Source organism: Pseudomonas sp. Ors-4-3C (assembly GCF_055755035.1).
Genome location: NZ_CM146900.1, coordinates 5,065,575 through 5,081,103, shown reverse-complemented (window position 1 = coordinate 5,081,103; position 15,529 = coordinate 5,065,575). Strand labels below are relative to the sequence as shown.

Genomic DNA, 15,529 nt, shown 5'->3' with positions numbered 1-15,529 from the left:
GAGTTGTCTGGGCTGACGCTTTCGCGAGCAAGCCCGCTCCCACATTTGGAATGCGTTCCCCTGTGGGAGCGGGCTTGCTCGCGAAGGGCGCGACTCGGTCTCAAGTCTGGCGATTGGCATACATCCGACACTCCGCCAGCAACGCCAGCAGATTCGGATCGCGCTCCTTGGCCTTGAGAAACACCACGCCAATGTGCTGCTGCAAGCGGTACTTCTCCTGCAACGGAATCAGCTTCACGCGGTTCTCGTACACCGCTGCAATCCGCCCCGGCAGCAACGCATAACCCACCCCCGAGCTGACCATGCTCAGCAGGGTGAAGATGTCGTTGACCTGCATCGCCACCTTCGGCTCGAACCCCGCCTGCTTGAACACCCGGATGCCGTCCTGATGGGTGGCGAAGCCTTGGGTCAGGGTGATGAAGGTTTCGTCGCGCACTTCCGCGAGATCAACTTCCTGACGCTGGGCGAATCTTGAATCTGCTGGCGTGGCGAGGAAAATGTCGTCGGAGAACAGCGGGATCTGCTCGCAGTCCGGATCGCTGACTGTGTCGTCCAGCGACACCAGAATCGCGTCGACTTCCATGTTCTTCAGCTTGTACAGCAGGTCGATGTTCGAGCCGAGAATCAGGTCGATGTTGAGTTCGCTGCGGCGGATCTTCAGGCCCATGATCAGTTGAGGTACGGTTTTCACCGTCAGCGAATACAGCGAGCCGAGTTTGAAGCGTTCAGCGGAGAATCCGGCAGCCTCGCGGGTCAGGCGTACGCTTTCGACCACGTCCTGGATCAGCTTCTGCGCGCGCTCTTCGAGCACGTAGGCGCTTTCCAGTGGCGTCAGGTTGCGGCCTTCGTGCTTGAACAGCGGGCAGCGCAGGGCGCTTTCCAGCGAATGGATCGCCCGGTGCACGCTGACATTGCTGGTCTGCAGCTCGGCAGCGGCGCGCGCCAGATTGCCGGTGCGCATGAAGGCGAGGAACACCTCGAGTTTTTTCAGGGTCAATTCTTCGTCGATCAGCATGGCGCGGACTCTTTTTTATGTCGGCCGATTGTGCCTTGAAGATCAAAAGATCGCAGCCTTCGGCAGCTCCTACCTTTGGAATGCGATTTTCCTGTAGGAGCTGCCGCAGGCTGCGATCTTTTGATCCTGGCTTTGAATGGAAACATTGCGCTTTTACGCTCAAGGCCCGAGCCTTGCGCGCTGCGGTGACGAATAACGAGGTGAGTGACACATGTATCACGGAGAAAAACTCAACGCCTGGACGCACTTGGTCGGGGCAGTGGCAGCGTTTATCGGCGGCGTGTGGATGCTGGTGATTGCCAGCCTCGACGGCAGTCCGTGGAAAATTGTCAGCGTGGCGATCTACGCCTTCACCTTGCTGGTGCTCTACAGCGCCTCGACCGTGTACCACAGCGTGCGCGGGCGCAAGAAAGCGATCATGCAGAAGGTCGATCACTTTTCGATCTACCTGTTGATCGCCGGCAGTTACACGCCGTTTTGTCTGGTGACCCTGCGCGGGCCGTGGGGCTGGACGCTGTTCGGGATTGTCTGGGGGCTGGCGCTGATCGGCATCTTGCAGGAGATCAAGCCACGCTCCGAGGCGCGGATCCTGTCGATCGTGATCTATGCGGTGATGGGCTGGATCGTGCTGGTGGCGGTAAAGCCGTTGATTGCTGCTTTGGGCACGGCAGGCTTTGCCTGGCTGGCGTCGGGCGGGGTGTTGTACACCGTGGGGATCATCTTTTTTGCCCTCGATCACCGGTTGCGGCATGCGCACGGGATCTGGCATCTGTTTGTGATCGCCGGGAGTCTGCTGCACTTTGTGGCGATTCTGTTTTATGTCCTCTGAACGCCCCGCCATCCCCCTGTAGGAGTGAGCCTGCTCGCGATGGCGTCCTGTCAGTCGACAGCGTTTGTGACTGATAGACCACTATCGCGAGCAGGCTCACTCCTACAGGGGTTACGTATTCTAGAAATCACCCCAAAGCTGCTGAGCCACCGCCAGCGCCACCACCGGCGCGGTCTCGGTACGCAACACGCGCGGCCCAAGGCGTGCCGCGTGAAAACCATTGCCCTTGGCCTGCTCAACCTCGGCATCCGACAAACCACCCTCCGGCCCGATCAGGAACGCCAGTGTCGCCGGTTTGGCATGGCTCACCAGCGGCTCGGCCACCGGGTGCAGCACCAGTTTCAATTCGGCCTGGGTCTGCTTCAGCCAGTCGGCCAGCAGCAGCGGCGGGTGAATCACCGGCACCCGCGAACGACCGCACTGCTCGCAGGCGCTGATCGCCACCTGACGCCAGTGCAGCAGGCGCTTGTCGGCGCGTTCGTCCTTGAGCCGCACTTCGCAGCGGTCGCTGAAGATCGGGGTGATTTCGCTCACGCCCAACTCGGTGGCTTTCTGGATCGCCCAGTCCATGCGCTCGCCCCGGGACAGGCCCTGACCGAGGTGGATCTGCAACGGCGATTCGATCTGGCCGGGCAGTTGCTCGTCGATCTGCACGACGACGCGTTTCTTGCCGACTTCCACCAGCGAGCCGCGAAACTCATGGCCGGAACCGTCGAACAACTGCACCGCATCGCCCTCGGCCATGCGCAGCACGCGGCTGATGTAATGCGCCTGGGCTTCCGGCAGTTCGTGTTCGCCGGTGCTCAGGGGGGCGTCGATAAAGAAGCGGGACAGTCTCATTTCGGGTCTCTGGAAAGATGTGAATCAGTTGGAACGGTGTCGACTTCATTCGCGAGCAAGCCCGCTCCCACAGGGAAATGCATTCCAAATGTGGGAGCGGGCTTGCTCGCGAAAGCGGCAGCCCAGGCACCACAATCTTGAACAATTCAAATCAGCCCGGATCGCGGAACCCCGGGTGGAAATCCTTCGGCACGGCCACGCTGACGCTGTCACGGGTGGCGATGTTGATGCCTTCGCTGGCGACTTCGGCGAGGAAATCGATCTGCTCCGGGGTGATCACGTACGGCGGCAGGAAATACACCACGCTGCCCAGCGGACGCAGCAGCGCGCCGCGCTCCAGCGCATGCTGGAACACCTTCAGGCCGCGTCGCTCCTGCCAAGGGTAGGCCTCTTTCGTGGCTTTATCCTTGACCATCTCGATGGCCAGCACCATGCCGGTCTGGCGCACTTCCGAGACGTTCGGGTGATCGACCAGATGCGCAGTGGCCGAGGCCATGCGCCGGGCCAGGGCCTGGTTGTTCTCGATGACGTTGTCCTGCTCGAAGATGTCCAGCGTCGCCAGCGCCGCCGCACAGGCCAGCGGGTTGCCGGTGTAGCTGTGCGAGTGGAGGAAGGCGCGCAGGGTCGGGTAGTCGTCGTAGAACGCGCTGTAGACCTCGTCGGTGGTCAGGCACGCCGCCAGCGGCAGGTAGCCGCCGGTCAGGGCCTTGGACAGGCAGAGGAAGTCCGGGCGAATGCCGGCCTGTTCACAGGCAAACATGGTGCCGGTGCGGCCGAAGCCGACGGCGATTTCGTCGAGGATCAGGTGCACGCCATAGCGGTCGCAGGCTTCGCGCAGCAGCTTGAGGTACACCGGGTGGTACATGCGCATGCCGCCGGCGCCCTGAATCAACGGCTCGACGATCACGGCCGCGACGCTGTCATGGTTTTCGGCCAGCGTCTGTTCCATCGCCGCAAACATGTTGCGTGAGTGTTCTTCCCAGCTCATGCCCTGCGGGCGCAGGTAGCAATCCGGGCTTGGCACCTTGATGGTGTCCATCAGCAGCGCTTTGTAGGTTTCGGTGAACAGCGGCACGTCGCCGACCGCCATCGCCGCCATGGTTTCACCGTGGTAGCTGTTGGTCAGGGTGACGAAGCGTTTCTTGTTCGGCTGGCCGCGGTTGAGCCAGTAGTGGAAGCTCATTTTCAGCGCGACTTCGATGCAGGACGAACCGTTATCGGCGTAGAACACCCGGTTCAGGCCTTCGGGCGTCATCTTCACCAGACGCTCGGACAGCTCGATCACCGGCTGGTGGCTGAAACCGGCGAGGATCACGTGTTCCAGCTGATCGACCTGATCCTTGATGCGCTGGTTGATCCGCGGATTGGCGTGGCCGAACACGTTGACCCACCAGGAGCTGACGGCATCGAGGTAGCGCTTGCCTTCGAAATCTTCGAGCCAGACGCCTTCACCGCGTTTGATCGGGATCAGCGGCAGCTGTTCGTGGTCTTTCATCTGGGTGCAGGGATGCCACAGCACCGCGAGGTCGCGTTGCATCCACTGGTTATTCAGGCCCATTTACAGTCTCCTCGAGGCGGCTCGCGTCAGGCGCGGGCAAACAATCGCGCAAGCCTATGCAATGCATCGCGCCGGGACAACCCATTGTGTGGATTGAGCTACTTTGTATGGGCTGATAGAGGACGCAGATGGCGTTGTCATGCCTGCCAAAAAACACTCGAGAGCCAGCAACGAATCCCCTTTAATCTTTCCTTAACTCATGTGTTCAAGACTCTTGATCGCATTTCTCGATATTTCAAAGCAAAATTTTCCGCTTTAATTCGATAGATAACTCGCTAGTCTTGGTTCGCAGTTCTCACAGGATTTGGGCAATGCAGCTACGTAACTCTGCTTCTCGCTATGGTTGGGTCAGCATCTTCATGCACTGGGGCGTGGCGCTGGCGGTCTTCGGACTGTTCGCGTTGGGTCTGTGGATGGTGGGGCTGGATTACTACAGCAGCTGGCGCAAAGACGCGCCGGATCTGCACAAGAGCATCGGTCTGGTGTTGCTGGGCGTGATGGTGTTGCGGGTGCTCTGGCGCTTTGTCAGTCCGCCGCCGCCAACGCTGCAGAGCTACAGCCGCATGACCCGCATCGGCGCCAGGTTCGGCCACGGGTTTCTGTACCTCGCGCTGTTCGCCGTGATGATTGCCGGTTACCTGATTTCCACCGCAGACGGTGTCGGGATCCCGGTGTTTGGCCTGTTTGAAGTTCCTGCACTGGTTTCCGGACTACCGGATCAGGCAGATACCGCTGGGGTGATTCATCTCTGGCTGGCGTGGGCGCTGGTAATTTTTTCCGGTCTCCATGCGTTGGCAGCATTGAAGCACCACTTTATCGATCGTGATGCGACCCTGACACGAATGCTCGGTCGCAAAGCCTGAAATTCAACCTCGACTCAAAGGAAAAGAAAGCATGTTGAAAAAGACTCTGGCCGCTCTGGCAATCGGTTCTGCCGTACTGTCCGCGAACGTGATGGCTGCTGATTACACTGTCGACAAGGAAGGCCAGCACGCTTTCGTCGACTTCAAGATCAGCCACCTGGGCTACAGCTACATCACCGGTACCTTCAAGGACATCGACGGCAAGTTCAGCTTTGACGCCGCCAAGCCTGAAGACAGCAAAATCGAATTCAACGTGAAAACCGCCAGCGTGTTCACCAACCACGCCGAGCGCGACAAGCACATCTCCAGCAAAGACTTCCTGGACGTGGGCAAATACGCTGACGCCAAGTTCGTCTCCACCAGCGTCAAATCCACCGGCAAGAACGCCGAGGGCAAAGACACTGCTGACGTGACCGGCGACCTGACCCTGCACGGCGTGACCAAGCCAATCGTGGTCAAGGCTGTGTTCCTGGGCGAAGGCAAGGATCCATGGGGCGGCTACCGTGCCGGCTTTGAAGGCACCACCAGCATCAAGCGCTCTGATTTCGGCAAGATGATGGATCTGGGTCCACAGTCCGACAAGGTCGACCTGTACATCTCGTTCGAAGGTGTGAAAGCGAAATAACTTTCGCCGCCATGCAAAACGCCCCCGGTCGCAAGGCCGGGGGCGTTTTTTATTGCCCGCCAGATGACTTGAGACCACCGCATATCCACTGTGGGAGCGAGCTTGCTCGCGAATGCGGTGTGTCATTCACCAGAGGTCTCGACTGATCCGACGCTTTCGCGAGCAAGCCCGCTCCCACAGGTGATGTGGTGATTCAGGGATATTGGCTTGCTCATGAAAAATGCCCCGGCTCTTGCGAGCCGGGGCATTTTTCATGGCAGCGATAACTCAGCGATTGCGGGTCAGCAGTGCTGGTTTTTCGCCGCGCGGACGGGTCGGCAGTTGATCGAGCTGCTCAGGCGTCGGGAAGCGGTCGGCTTTCGATTCCTTGTGCATGATCTTCGGCCCGTTGCTGCGCGGGTTCTGCACGGCTGGCTCGGTACGTGGCTGATCGTCGCGAGCCGGGCGGCGGTTGCGCGACGAGGACTCGTCACGACGGCCCTGGCCATCACGCGGTGCGCCGTTGCGCGGGCCGTTGCGTTTGGCCGGCGGGGTGCCGGTGCTCGAACCGTTGCTGTTGCGCGGACCGTTCTGGCGACCTTGCGGCTGACCGCCACGAGGGGCGCCAGCGCCTGCACCTTGTGCCGGCGCACCCGGACGACGGCCACGGCCACCGGCAGGGGCGGCTTTCGGCACGTAATCCACGCGGTTACCGAAGTTATCGATATCGTCGTCGAGGAACTCGTCCGGTGCACGATCAGCCGCCGCACGTGGTGGCTGGCTCGGACGCTGTTCGCGGGCCGGGGTGCCTTCACGTGGCTTCTGCTGACGGGCAGGGCGCTCGCCGCGTTCGCCGGCGGGTTTTTCCTTGCCCTTGTCTTTGCCTTTGTCCTTGCGACCGCCGCCACCACCGCCGCCATTCGGACCGTCGCCACGCGGGCCACGGGAATTGCGCGGGTTGCGCATGTCCGGACGCTCGCGCACTTCAGGCTTCTCGGCCTCAATGGTGCTGGCATCGAAGCCCATCAGGTCGCCGTCGGCGATTTTCTGCTTGGTCATGCGTTCGATGCTTTTCAGCAGTTTTTCTTCGTCCGGGGCCACCAGCGAGATCGCCTCGCCCGAACGACCGGCACGGCCAGTACGGCCGATACGGTGCACGTAATCTTCATCGACGTTCGGCAGTTCGAAGTTGACCACGTGTGGCAACTGGTCGATGTCCAGACCGCGCGCGGCGATGTCGGTCGCTACCAGAATGCGCACTTCACCGGCCTTGAAGTCGGCCAGGGCTTTGGTGCGGGCGTTCTGGCTCTTGTTGCCGTGGATCGCCACAGCCGGCAGGCCGTGTTTGTCCAGGTACTCGGCCAGACGGTTGGCGCCGTGTTTGGTGCGGGTGAACACCAGTACCTGTTCCCAGGCGCCGGCGGTGATCAGGTGCGCCAGCAGGGCACGCTTGTGGCTGGCCGGCAGACGGAACACGCGTTGTTCGATGCGCTCGACCGTGGTGTTCGGCGGCGTCACTTCGATGCGTTCCGGGTTGTGCAGCAGCTTGCCGGCAAGATCGGTGATGTCTTTGGAGAACGTCGCCGAGAACAGCAGGTTCTGGCGCTTGGCCGGCAGACGCGCGAGGACTTTCTTCACGTCGTGGACGAAGCCCATGTCGAGCATGCGGTCGGCTTCGTCGAGGACGAGGATTTCGACGTGGGACAGATCGACGCTGCCCTGGCCTGCGAGGTCGAGCAGACGACCCGGGCAGGCGACGAGTACGTCAACGCCACGGGACATGGCCTGGACTTGCGGGTTCATGCCGACGCCGCCGAAGATGCAGGCGCTGACGAATTTCAGGTCACGGGCGTAGATCTTGAAGCTCTCGTGTACCTGGGCCGCGAGTTCGCGGGTCGGGGTCAGGACCAGAACGCGCGGTTGGCGCGGGCCATGACGCTGGGATTTGTCCGGGTGACCGTTGGGGAACAACCGCTCCAGGATCGGAAGGGCGAAACCGCCGGTTTTACCGGTACCTGTCTGTGCCGCAACCATCAGGTCGCGACCTTGCAACACGGCGGGAATGGCCCGCTGTTGCACCGGAGTAGGCTCGGTATAGCCCGCATCTTCGATGGCACGGACTAAAGCCTCGGAGAGACCGAGGGAAGCAAAGGACATGAGTAATCCTGTTTTAGTTAGGGCTTGGCCCAATGGGAGTCTTGCCTGGCGCGAATCACGTTTAAGAGGACGCAATCCCGTCCGGTCCTGCTGCGGTTCCGAAGGCACGTCAGGAGCGCTCGCGCGGGCTGAAAGCTGCGCTGTAGCGGGTCGAGAGGCCTGTTACGGTTCCGGGCGTCCGGGCGTGAGCCTGGCGGGAACGCCGGAGTATAACAGAGCAATCACTGCGCGCTGCTTTCCTGCTGCTCAACGGTTTTATGGCTGGCCGAGGCATTGCCCGGCAGCGCTGTGCCTGTAGGGGCAGCGCCGTAGCGTGCGCTGAGCTCGGCGTAGGCCGGTTCACGCTTGAATCGCTTGAGTTCAGCGCCAAAGCGCTGCACCAGCAGATCCATCCCGGCATTGCGTCGAACCGCCAGATATTGGCTCTGACGGCTGATGATCGTCGGGTTTTCGCTGATCTGATCGCGGATATTCAGCTGATCGAGCAAATGCTGACCGACGCGGCGATCGGTGATCAGCAAGTCGATGCGTCCGCGCAGCAGTTTGCCGAAGTTGGCCTCGTGGGTCGGTGCCGGCTCGCGGGTGAATAATGTCGATTCGCTGAAGTCCGGGCTGTACAGATAGCCCGGCGAAGTGCCGATGGTCAGGCCTTTGAGTTCTTCGAGCTTGCTGAAGGGGTGTGGCCGGTCGTTGGCATAGAACATCACGAACTCGACGTCCGACAACGGTTCACTCGGATAGAGCAGGGTGGCGTCGCGCTCGTCGCTGTGAAAGATATCCAGCGCGCCGTCAGCCTGGCCGGTCTCGAGCATCGACAGGCAGCGTTTCCACGGCAGGAACTGCCATTCGACTTCGATTCCCAAACGCTTGAACACGATGGCGGTGGTTTCGTAGTCCAGCCCGAGGTTCTTGCCGTCCTCCTCATACACGTAAGGGGCCCACGGCTCGGTGACAATACGCAACTTCTCGCCCCGAGCGGCAAAGCTCAGGCAAGCAAAAACCAGTACCGTGAATAGTTGCGCGATCAAAGGCATGACTTGAGATTACGACGAGAAACGCGAAAGAGCCAGAAAGTGCCTGCACAAGCTCTAATTCGGGGATTCAAAAGCAAAAGATCGCAGCAACGACACCCCTGTAGGAGCTGCCGAAGGCTGCGATCTTTTGATCTCTCTTTTAGTGCTTAGCGCGGCAACTTCAAGTTATTCCAGATCGCCAGACTAGGTTCAGCCTGGTTCATGGAATAGAAGTGCAGCCCCGGTGCGCCACCCTGCAGCAGGCGTTCGCACATTTCGCTGACAACTTGCTCGCCGAAGCGCTGAATGCTTTGGCTGTCATCGCCGTAGGCTTCCAGTTGCTTGCGGATCCAGCGCGGGATTTCCGCACCGCAGGCGTCGGAGAAGCGCGCGAGTTTGCTGTAGTTGGTGATCGGCATGATCCCCGGTACCACCGGAATATCCACGCCCAGTGCCTGCAAGCGGTCGACGAAGTAGAAGTAGCTGTCGGCGTTGAAGAAGTACTGGGTGATCGCGCTGTCGGCACCGGCGCGGGCCTTGCGCACGAAGTTGGCGAGATCGTCTTCGTAATTGCGCGCTTGCGGATGCATCTCCGGGTAAGCGGCAACTTCGATGTGGAAATGATCGCCGGTTTCTTCACGAATGAATTCAACTAGTTCATTGGCGTGACGCAGCTCACCGCTGGTCATGCCCATGCCGGACGGCAGGTCGCCGCGCAGGGCAACGATGCGCTTGATACCGGCAGCCTTGTATTCGTTCAACAGGCCGCGCAGGTCGTCCTTGCTGTCGCCGACGCACGACAGGTGCGGTGCGGCCGGTACTTTGACTTCGCTTTCCAGTTGCAGAACGGTGTTGAGGGTGCGATCACGGGTCGAACCACCAGCGCCATAAGTGCAGGAGAAGAAATCGGGATTGTACGTTGCCAACTGACGGGCAACGTTGAGCAGCTTTTCATGCCCAGCATCGGTCTTGGTCGGGAAGAACTCGAAGCTGTAGCGACGGTCTTGGGACATGGGAAATACCCTTGGAAACACGAAGCCTGTGAGGCTTGCACCGCCCATGTGGGAGCGGGCTTGCTCGCGAAAGCGGCGGGTCAGGCAACATCAATGCTGAATGACAGACCGCTTTCGCGAGCAAGCCCGCTCCCACAGGGAGAGCAGGCCGCCGCGTCAATCAGTAGCGGTAAGCGTGCGGCTTGAACGGGCCTTCGACGGTGACGCCGATGTAGTCAGCCTGTTGCTTGGTCAGTTGAGTGACCACGCCGCCGAAGCCGCGAACCATTTCCAGGGCCACTTCTTCGTCGAGTTTCTTCGGCAGTACTTCAACGGTCAGACGCTTGGCTTTCTCGGCTGGCGACAGGTCGGCGTACTTCTGGCCGAACAGGAAGATCTGCGCCAGTACCTGGTTGGCGAACGAACCGTCCATGATGCGGCTCGGGTGACCGGTGGCGTTGCCCAGGTTCACCAGACGGCCTTCGGCCAGCAGGATCAGGTAGTCGTCGTTCTGTGCGTCGAAAGCGCCCGGGCCGGTACGGTGGATCTTGTGTACCTGTGGCTTCACTTCTTCCCATGCCCAGTTCTTGCGCATGAAAGCGGTGTCGATTTCGTTGTCGAAGTGACCGATGTTGCAGACAACAGCGCGCTTCTTCAGGGCTTTGAGCATGTTCGCGTCGCAAACATTGACGTTACCGGTGGTGGTCACGATCAGGTCGATCTTGCCCAGCAGCGCTTTGTCGATGCTTGCTTCGGTGCCGTCGTTGATACCGTCGATGAACGGCGAAACCAGTTCGAAACCGTCCATGCAGGCCTGCATGGCGCAGATTGGGTCAACTTCGGAAACCTTGACGATCATGCCTTCCTGACGCAGCGACTGAGCAGAGCCCTTGCCCACGTCACCGTAACCAATGACCAGCGCTTGCTTGCCGGACAGCAGGTGGTCGGTACCGCGCTTGATCGCATCGTTCAGGCTGTGACGGCAGCCATACTTGTTGTCGTTCTTGGACTTGGTCACCGAGTCGTTGACGTTGATCGCCGGGATCTTCAGCTCGCCCTTGGCCAGCATGTCCAGCAGGCGGTGAACGCCGGTGGTGGTTTCTTCGGTCACGCCGTGAACGCGGTCCAGCACCTGTGGGTACTTGTCGTGCAGCAGCTGAGTCAGGTCGCCGCCGTCGTCGAGGATCATGTTGGCGTCCCATGGCTGGCCATCCTTCAGGATGGTCTGCTCCAGGCACCACTCGTACTCTTCTTCAGTCTCGCCTTTCCAGGCGAAAACCGGGATGCCGGCGGCAGCGATGGACGCAGCGGCCTGATCCTGAGTCGAGAAAATGTTGCAGGACGACCAGCGTACTTCGGCACCCAGGGCAACCAGGGTTTCGATCAGCACGGCAGTCTGAATGGTCATGTGGATGCAGCCGAGGATTTTCGCGCCCTTGAGCGGCTGCTCGGAGGCGTACTTGCGGCGCAGACCCATCAGGGCCGGCATTTCCGATTCGGCGATGATGGTTTCGCGACGGCCCCAGGCGGCCAGGGACATATCGGCAACTTTGTAATCGTTAAAATCTGCAGGCGTGATAACAGCGCTCATGAAGAGCCTCCATTCGTAATGTATGCGAATGGGCGCCGTTGTGCGTTTAGTGTCCGGCCGTGGCCAGTCAACGCCCCATCCGAGCCTGACAGGTTGATCCTGCTGCAGCGCCCCTCGGACAGGTGGCGGGAAAACGGTAGCAGGTGAACGTTACCGTTTTGAAACGGGGGCGATTATAGCCGTCTAGACTGATCTTCCAAAGGGTTTCTGTCGGCCAAATGAAGATCGCTAATAGCGACCATAGTAGAAGGCTCATGGAGCATGACCGTCCGGTCTGCCAAGATGGCGCCATCTTTCGGCAAACGCTCAGGAGTGAACATGAATTTCCACACCCGCAAATGGGTAAAACCCGAAGACCTCAACCCCAATGGCACCCTGTTCGGCGGCAGCCTGCTGCGCTGGATCGACGAAGAGGCGGCGATCTACGCCATCGTCCAGTTGGGCAATCAGCGCGTGGTGACCAAGTACATTTCCGAGATCAACTTCGTCAGCGCCTCGCGCCAGGGCGACATCATCGAGCTGGGCATCACCGCCACCGAGTTCGGTCGCACCTCGATCACCCTGACCTGCGAAGTGCGTAACAAGATCACCCGCAAGAGCATCCTCACGGTCGAGAAGATGGTGTTCGTCAACCTCGGCGAAGATGGTTTGCCAGCCCCGCACGGACGGACCGAGATCAAGTACGTCAAAGACCAGTTCAAGGAAGATGAGCTCGTTACCAAGTGACATTGGCGGTGGCTTCATCGCGAGCAGGCTCGCTCCCACATGGATTGCGTTGTACCTGTGGGAGCGAGCCTGCTCGCGAATGCGGTTGTTCAGTCAGCGAAGAATCATCTGACCACTGAACAGCCATGAACCGTCGGGGTCGTAGCTAAAAGCCCCCCACCCGGTTCCCACGCCATGACCACGCCTACAGACGGCAAGACCCCCAACCTCTCGACCGATGAACAACACGAAGTCGAGAAAAACCAGCCGCCCCGCGCGGCGGTTCTGCATGAAATCATCCGCACTCAAGGCGATCAGGAACTGGAGCGCAGCATTGCCGCGCTGTGGTGGTCGGCGCTCGCCGCCGGGCTGACCATGGGCCTGTCGCTGATGGGCATGGGCCTGCTCAATTCGCGCCTGCCCGAGGGCGAGGAATTCAAGGTGATCGCCAGTTTCGGCTACTGCGCCGGTTTCCTCGCGGTGATCCTCGCCCGCCAGCAACTGTTCACCGAAAACACCCTGACCGCCGTCCTGCCAGTGATGAGCAAACCGACCCTGGCCAATTTCGGCCGGTTGATCCGCCTGTGGGGCGTGGTCCTGTTCGGCAATTTGTGCGGGACGATTCTGGTGGCGTACGTGATGCTCGAGCTGCCGATCTTCGACGCCAAGACCGATCACGCCTTCCTTGAAATCGGCCGCAAGGTCATGGAGAACCACGCCAGTCAGATGTTCGCCAAAGGCATCGTTTCCGGCTGGATGATCGCCACCATGGTCTGGATGATCCCGTCCATGGAGAGCGCGAAGATGTGGATCATCATCCTCATCACCTACCTGATGGCGCTGGGCGATTTCACCCACATCGTGGTCGGTTCGGCGGAAGTGTCGTATCTGGTGTTTGCCGGCGAGCTGCCGTGGAGTGATTTCTGGATGGTGTTTGCCGGGCCGACGCTGGCGGGGAACATCATCGGCGGCAGTTTTATCTTCGCCCTGATCAGCCATGCGCAGATCCGCAGCGAGAGCGGCGCGCCGAAAGAAACAGGCAAAGGGTCTGCGGATCAGGCCGAGAAGCCTGACCCGCAGCAGATCAGAAAATGATCAGTGGTGCGCGGGCTCGGCCGCTGTGGCCGGCTCGTCACGGGTGGCGTGCTTGACCAGTTTGCCGATGGTCAGACCCTGCAACAGGATCGACGACAGCACCACGATGTAGGTGATGCTCAGCAGCAGATCGCGCTCCGGGCCCAGCGGCAGGGCCAGCGCCAGTGCCACCGAGACACCACCGCGCAAACCGCCCCAGGTCAGGATCCGAATGGTGCCGCGCGGCACTGTGCGCCAACGGCGTAGCAGAACGATGGCCGGGGCCACGGTAAGCAGGCGCGACAGCAGAATCGCCAACGCCAGCAGACTGGCCGCCGCCACGTGCGCCCAGTTGAACGGCAGCAGCAACAGCTCCATGCCGATCAGCGCGAACAGCAGGGCGTTGAGCATGTCATCGAGCAGCTCCCAGAAGCCGTCGAGGTACTTGCGGGTCATGTCGTTCATCGCCAGGTTGCGCCCCAGGTTACCGATGATCAGACCGGCGACCACCATCGCAATCGGCGCCGAGACGTGCAGCTCGGTGGCCATCGCCGAACCGCCGATCACCAGCGCGAGGGTCAGCATCACGGTGATCTGATGCTGCTGGACGCTCTTGATCATCCGGTACACCCCATAACCGATCAGCCCGCCGAACAGCACGCCGCCAATGGCTTCGTGCACGAACAGCATTGCCGTGGCGCTGATCGTCGGCGTTTCACCCAATTGGGCGATACCCAGCAGCACGGTGAACACCACCACCGCCGTGCCGTCGTTGAACAGCGACTCGCCGACGATGGTGGTTTTCAGCGGCTTCGAAGCGTTGGCGGTGCGCAGTACGCCGAGCACCGCAATCGGATCGGTCGGCGAAATCAGCGCGCCGAACAACAGGCAGTAGAGGAAGCTCACGTGCCAGCCGAACAGGGCAAAAATGTAATAGGCGAGGCTGCCGATCACCACGGTCGCAATCAGCACGCCGAACGTGGCCAGCAGGCCGATCGGCCAGCGATAGCTGCGCAAGTCGTTCAAGTTGACGTGCAGGGCGCCGGCGAACAGCAGAAACGACAGCATCCAGTTCATCAGCAGATCGCCGAAGTCGATCTGGCCGATCAGTTGCTGCACGCGTTCTTCGAGGCCGGGATAGCCGAGCAGGCTCAGGCCTTGCAGCAACAGGGAGAACATCAGCGCGGTGACCATCACGCCGATGGTCGGCGGCAGGCCGATGAAGCGGTAGTTGACGAAGGTGAGAAGGGTGGTGAGGCAGATGAATGCGGCTACGAGTTCAAGCATCCGGGCTCCTTTGGATGGGGGTGGAAAGACAGCGCCCCGATTCTTCGGCGCAAAGGTTGGATGGGCTGATTCGGGGAGGGGACACAACTGTGTCCCCTCGGTTGGTCGGCCGCGCACATTGGTGTAGGGTCAACAATAAAAATCAAGGAGTGGAACGTGCTGGCGACAGTTCTGGTGTTGATGGCGGCGCTGTTGCATGCGACGTGGAATACCCTGATCAAGTTCAGCGCCGAAAGGCTGCTGGTGGTGGCGTGCATGGACACGGTGGCGCTGCTGTTTGTCGCCCTCGCATTTCCATTCATCAGCCTGCCGCCGGCGGAAATCTGGCCGTGGATTCTGGCTTCGGCGGCGTTCGAGCTGCTGTATCGCTATTTGCTGATTCAAGCCTATCGGGTCGGCGACCTCGGGTTGGTCTATCCGCTGATGCGCGGCTTGTCGCCGCTGGTGGTGCTGGCGTTGACCCTGATCTTCGCCGGCGAAGTGCTTACCGCGCAGCAGATCTTCGGGATCATGCTGATTCCGCTGGGCATGGCCTGCCTGCTCTGGCAGGGCGGTGGCGGAAAGCATCTGCCGTGGTCGATGCTGCCGGTGGTGGCGCTGATCGGGCTGTGCATCGGTTGCTACACCTACATCGATGGCCAGGCTTTGCGGCGCTGGTCGCACCCACTGGATTACCTGGTCTGGGTCACGCTGCTCAGCGCCTGGCCCTTTCCGTTGCTGGCGTGGGTGGCCAAGCGCCCGGCGTTTCTGGTGTTCTGGCGCGAGCAGTGGAAGCTGGGTCTCGCGGTCGGGTTCTGCGTGTTGTTCAGCTACGCTCTGGTGCTGTGGGCGATGCAGTTGGGCTCGATTGCCGAGGCGGCGGCGTTGCGTGAGATCAGCGTGATCCTGGTGGTGCTGTTCGGCATGCGGTACCTGAAAGAACCTTTCGGCAGACCGCGGCTCTTAGCCTGTGGGCTGGTGCTGATCGGCATGCTGGTGATGAAGTTCTGACCGCCCGCAAT

Annotated in this window: 14 protein-coding genes and 1 riboswitch; of the genes, 6 read left to right on the top strand and 8 right to left on the bottom strand. The window is 60.7% G+C overall.

All coding sequences use genetic code 11. The features are described 5' to 3' along the window. Positions 1–100: 100 nt before the first annotated feature. Positions 101–1,015 (bottom strand): LysR family transcriptional regulator, encoded by a 915-nt coding sequence (locus ACVHNU_RS22980; RefSeq protein WP_226500916.1) that lies wholly within the window; start codon positions 1,013–1,015, stop codon positions 101–103. Between the two features lie 211 nt (positions 1,016–1,226). On the opposite strand from ACVHNU_RS22980, the gene trhA reads away from it, so the two are divergent. Further along, on the top strand, positions 1,227–1,844 hold the full coding sequence (gene trhA / locus ACVHNU_RS22975; protein ID WP_461675096.1) for a PAQR family membrane homeostasis protein TrhA: 618 nt from the start codon (positions 1,227–1,229) through the stop codon (positions 1,842–1,844). A gap of 120 nt (positions 1,845–1,964) precedes the next feature. Here the strand turns inward: trhA and ACVHNU_RS22970 are convergent, their stop codons facing one another. Next, positions 1,965–2,684, bottom strand: a complete 720-nt coding sequence (locus tag ACVHNU_RS22970) for a 16S rRNA (uracil(1498)-N(3))-methyltransferase (RefSeq protein WP_103522459.1) — start codon at positions 2,682–2,684, stop codon at positions 1,965–1,967. Between the two features lie 151 nt (positions 2,685–2,835). Next, positions 2,836–4,242, bottom strand: a complete 1,407-nt coding sequence (locus ACVHNU_RS22965) for an adenosylmethionine--8-amino-7-oxononanoate transaminase (RefSeq protein WP_473018355.1) — start codon at positions 4,240–4,242, stop codon at positions 2,836–2,838. Positions 4,243–4,553: 311 nt separating this feature from the next. Here ACVHNU_RS22965 and ACVHNU_RS22960 point away from each other — a divergent pair, with 311 nt between their 5' ends. Together ACVHNU_RS22960 and ACVHNU_RS22955 are read left to right on the top strand one after the other, a co-directional pair. Beyond that, a complete protein-coding gene (locus tag ACVHNU_RS22960) occupies positions 4,554–5,105 on the top strand; it encodes a cytochrome b (RefSeq protein WP_201136368.1) in 552 nt (183 codons plus the stop codon). A gap of 31 nt (positions 5,106–5,136) precedes the next feature. Further along, positions 5,137–5,730: a YceI family protein gene (locus ACVHNU_RS22955; protein WP_027610605.1), complete on the top strand. Its 594-nt coding sequence runs from the start codon at positions 5,137–5,139 to the stop codon at positions 5,728–5,730. Between the two features lie 267 nt (positions 5,731–5,997). On the opposite strand, the gene ACVHNU_RS22950 is transcribed toward ACVHNU_RS22955, so the two are convergent. The 4 genes from ACVHNU_RS22950 to ahcY all read right to left on the bottom strand — a co-directional run bounded on the left by ACVHNU_RS22950 (position 5,998) and on the right by ahcY (position 11,462). Continuing rightward, positions 5,998–7,866: a DEAD/DEAH box helicase gene (locus ACVHNU_RS22950; protein WP_139055210.1), complete on the bottom strand. Its 1,869-nt coding sequence runs from the start codon at positions 7,864–7,866 to the stop codon at positions 5,998–6,000. Positions 7,867–8,087: 221 nt separating this feature from the next. Next, positions 8,088–8,900, bottom strand: coding sequence for a substrate-binding periplasmic protein (locus ACVHNU_RS22945; RefSeq protein ID WP_473018354.1), 813 nt, complete (start codon positions 8,898–8,900; stop codon positions 8,088–8,090). Positions 8,901–9,046: 146 nt separating this feature from the next. Next, positions 9,047–9,892 carry a methylenetetrahydrofolate reductase [NAD(P)H] gene (gene metF, locus ACVHNU_RS22940; protein WP_003229047.1) on the bottom strand — a complete coding sequence of 282 codons (846 nt, stop codon included), beginning with the start codon at positions 9,890–9,892 and terminating at the stop codon, positions 9,047–9,049. A 160-nt stretch (positions 9,893–10,052) separates the two neighbouring features. Next, positions 10,053–11,462, bottom strand: a complete 1,410-nt coding sequence (gene ahcY / locus ACVHNU_RS22935; protein ID WP_003229045.1) for an adenosylhomocysteinase — start codon at positions 11,460–11,462, stop codon at positions 10,053–10,055. 23 nt (positions 11,463–11,485) lie between these two features. Continuing rightward, positions 11,486–11,584, bottom strand: a riboswitch (S-adenosyl-L-homocysteine riboswitch). A gap of 196 nt (positions 11,585–11,780) precedes the next feature. Here ahcY and ACVHNU_RS22930 point away from each other — a divergent pair. Together ACVHNU_RS22930 and ACVHNU_RS22925 are read left to right on the top strand one after the other, a co-directional pair. Beyond that, complete coding sequence (locus ACVHNU_RS22930) at positions 11,781–12,188, top strand: acyl-CoA thioesterase (protein WP_003229043.1); 408 nt, start codon at positions 11,781–11,783, stop codon at positions 12,186–12,188. Positions 12,189–12,362: 174 nt separating this feature from the next. After that, the gene (locus tag ACVHNU_RS22925; protein WP_003229042.1) at positions 12,363–13,262 is read left to right on the top strand and encodes a formate/nitrite transporter family protein; all 900 of its coding nucleotides are present in this window, start codon (positions 12,363–12,365) and stop codon (positions 13,260–13,262) included. Here the strand turns inward: ACVHNU_RS22925 and ACVHNU_RS22920 are convergent, their stop codons facing one another. Next, positions 13,263–14,528, bottom strand: coding sequence for a cation:proton antiporter (locus tag ACVHNU_RS22920; protein WP_064589608.1), 1,266 nt, complete (start codon positions 14,526–14,528; stop codon positions 13,263–13,265). Between the two features lie 156 nt (positions 14,529–14,684). On the opposite strand from ACVHNU_RS22920, the gene ACVHNU_RS22915 reads away from it, so the two are divergent. Beyond that, positions 14,685–15,518, top strand: coding sequence for an EamA family transporter (locus ACVHNU_RS22915; protein WP_103519778.1), 834 nt, complete (start codon positions 14,685–14,687; stop codon positions 15,516–15,518). Positions 15,519–15,529 lie beyond the last annotated feature (11 nt).

Bases quoted from the DNA above. Each gene is read 5' to 3' on its own strand.
- ACVHNU_RS22960 (WP_201136368.1), top strand. From the start codon at position 4,554: ATGCAGCTACGTAACTCTGCTTCTCGCTATGGTTGGGTCAGCATCTTC.
- ACVHNU_RS22980 (WP_226500916.1), bottom strand. From the start codon at position 1,015: ATGCTGATCGACGAAGAATTGACCCTGAAAAAACTCGAGGTGTTCCTC.
- ACVHNU_RS22950 (WP_139055210.1), bottom strand. From the start codon at position 7,866: ATGTCCTTTGCTTCCCTCGGTCTCTCCGAGGCTTTAGTCCGTGCCATC.
- ACVHNU_RS22925 (WP_003229042.1), top strand. From the start codon at position 12,363: ATGACCACGCCTACAGACGGCAAGACCCCCAACCTCTCGACCGATGAA.
- ACVHNU_RS22970 (WP_103522459.1), bottom strand. From the start codon at position 2,684: ATGAGACTGTCCCGCTTCTTTATCGACGCCCCCCTGAGCACCGGCGAA.
- metF (WP_003229047.1), bottom strand. From the start codon at position 9,892: ATGTCCCAAGACCGTCGCTACAGCTTCGAGTTCTTCCCGACCAAGACC.
- ACVHNU_RS22965 (WP_473018355.1), bottom strand. From the start codon at position 4,242: ATGGGCCTGAATAACCAGTGGATGCAACGCGACCTCGCGGTGCTGTGG.
- ACVHNU_RS22920 (WP_064589608.1), bottom strand. From the start codon at position 14,528: ATGCTTGAACTCGTAGCCGCATTCATCTGCCTCACCACCCTTCTCACC.
- ACVHNU_RS22945 (WP_473018354.1), bottom strand. From the start codon at position 8,900: ATGCCTTTGATCGCGCAACTATTCACGGTACTGGTTTTTGCTTGCCTG.
- ACVHNU_RS22930 (WP_003229043.1), top strand. From the start codon at position 11,781: ATGAATTTCCACACCCGCAAATGGGTAAAACCCGAAGACCTCAACCCC.
- ahcY (WP_003229045.1), bottom strand. From the start codon at position 11,462: ATGAGCGCTGTTATCACGCCTGCAGATTTTAACGATTACAAAGTTGCC.
- trhA (WP_461675096.1), top strand. From the start codon at position 1,227: ATGTATCACGGAGAAAAACTCAACGCCTGGACGCACTTGGTCGGGGCA.
- ACVHNU_RS22955 (WP_027610605.1), top strand. From the start codon at position 5,137: ATGTTGAAAAAGACTCTGGCCGCTCTGGCAATCGGTTCTGCCGTACTG.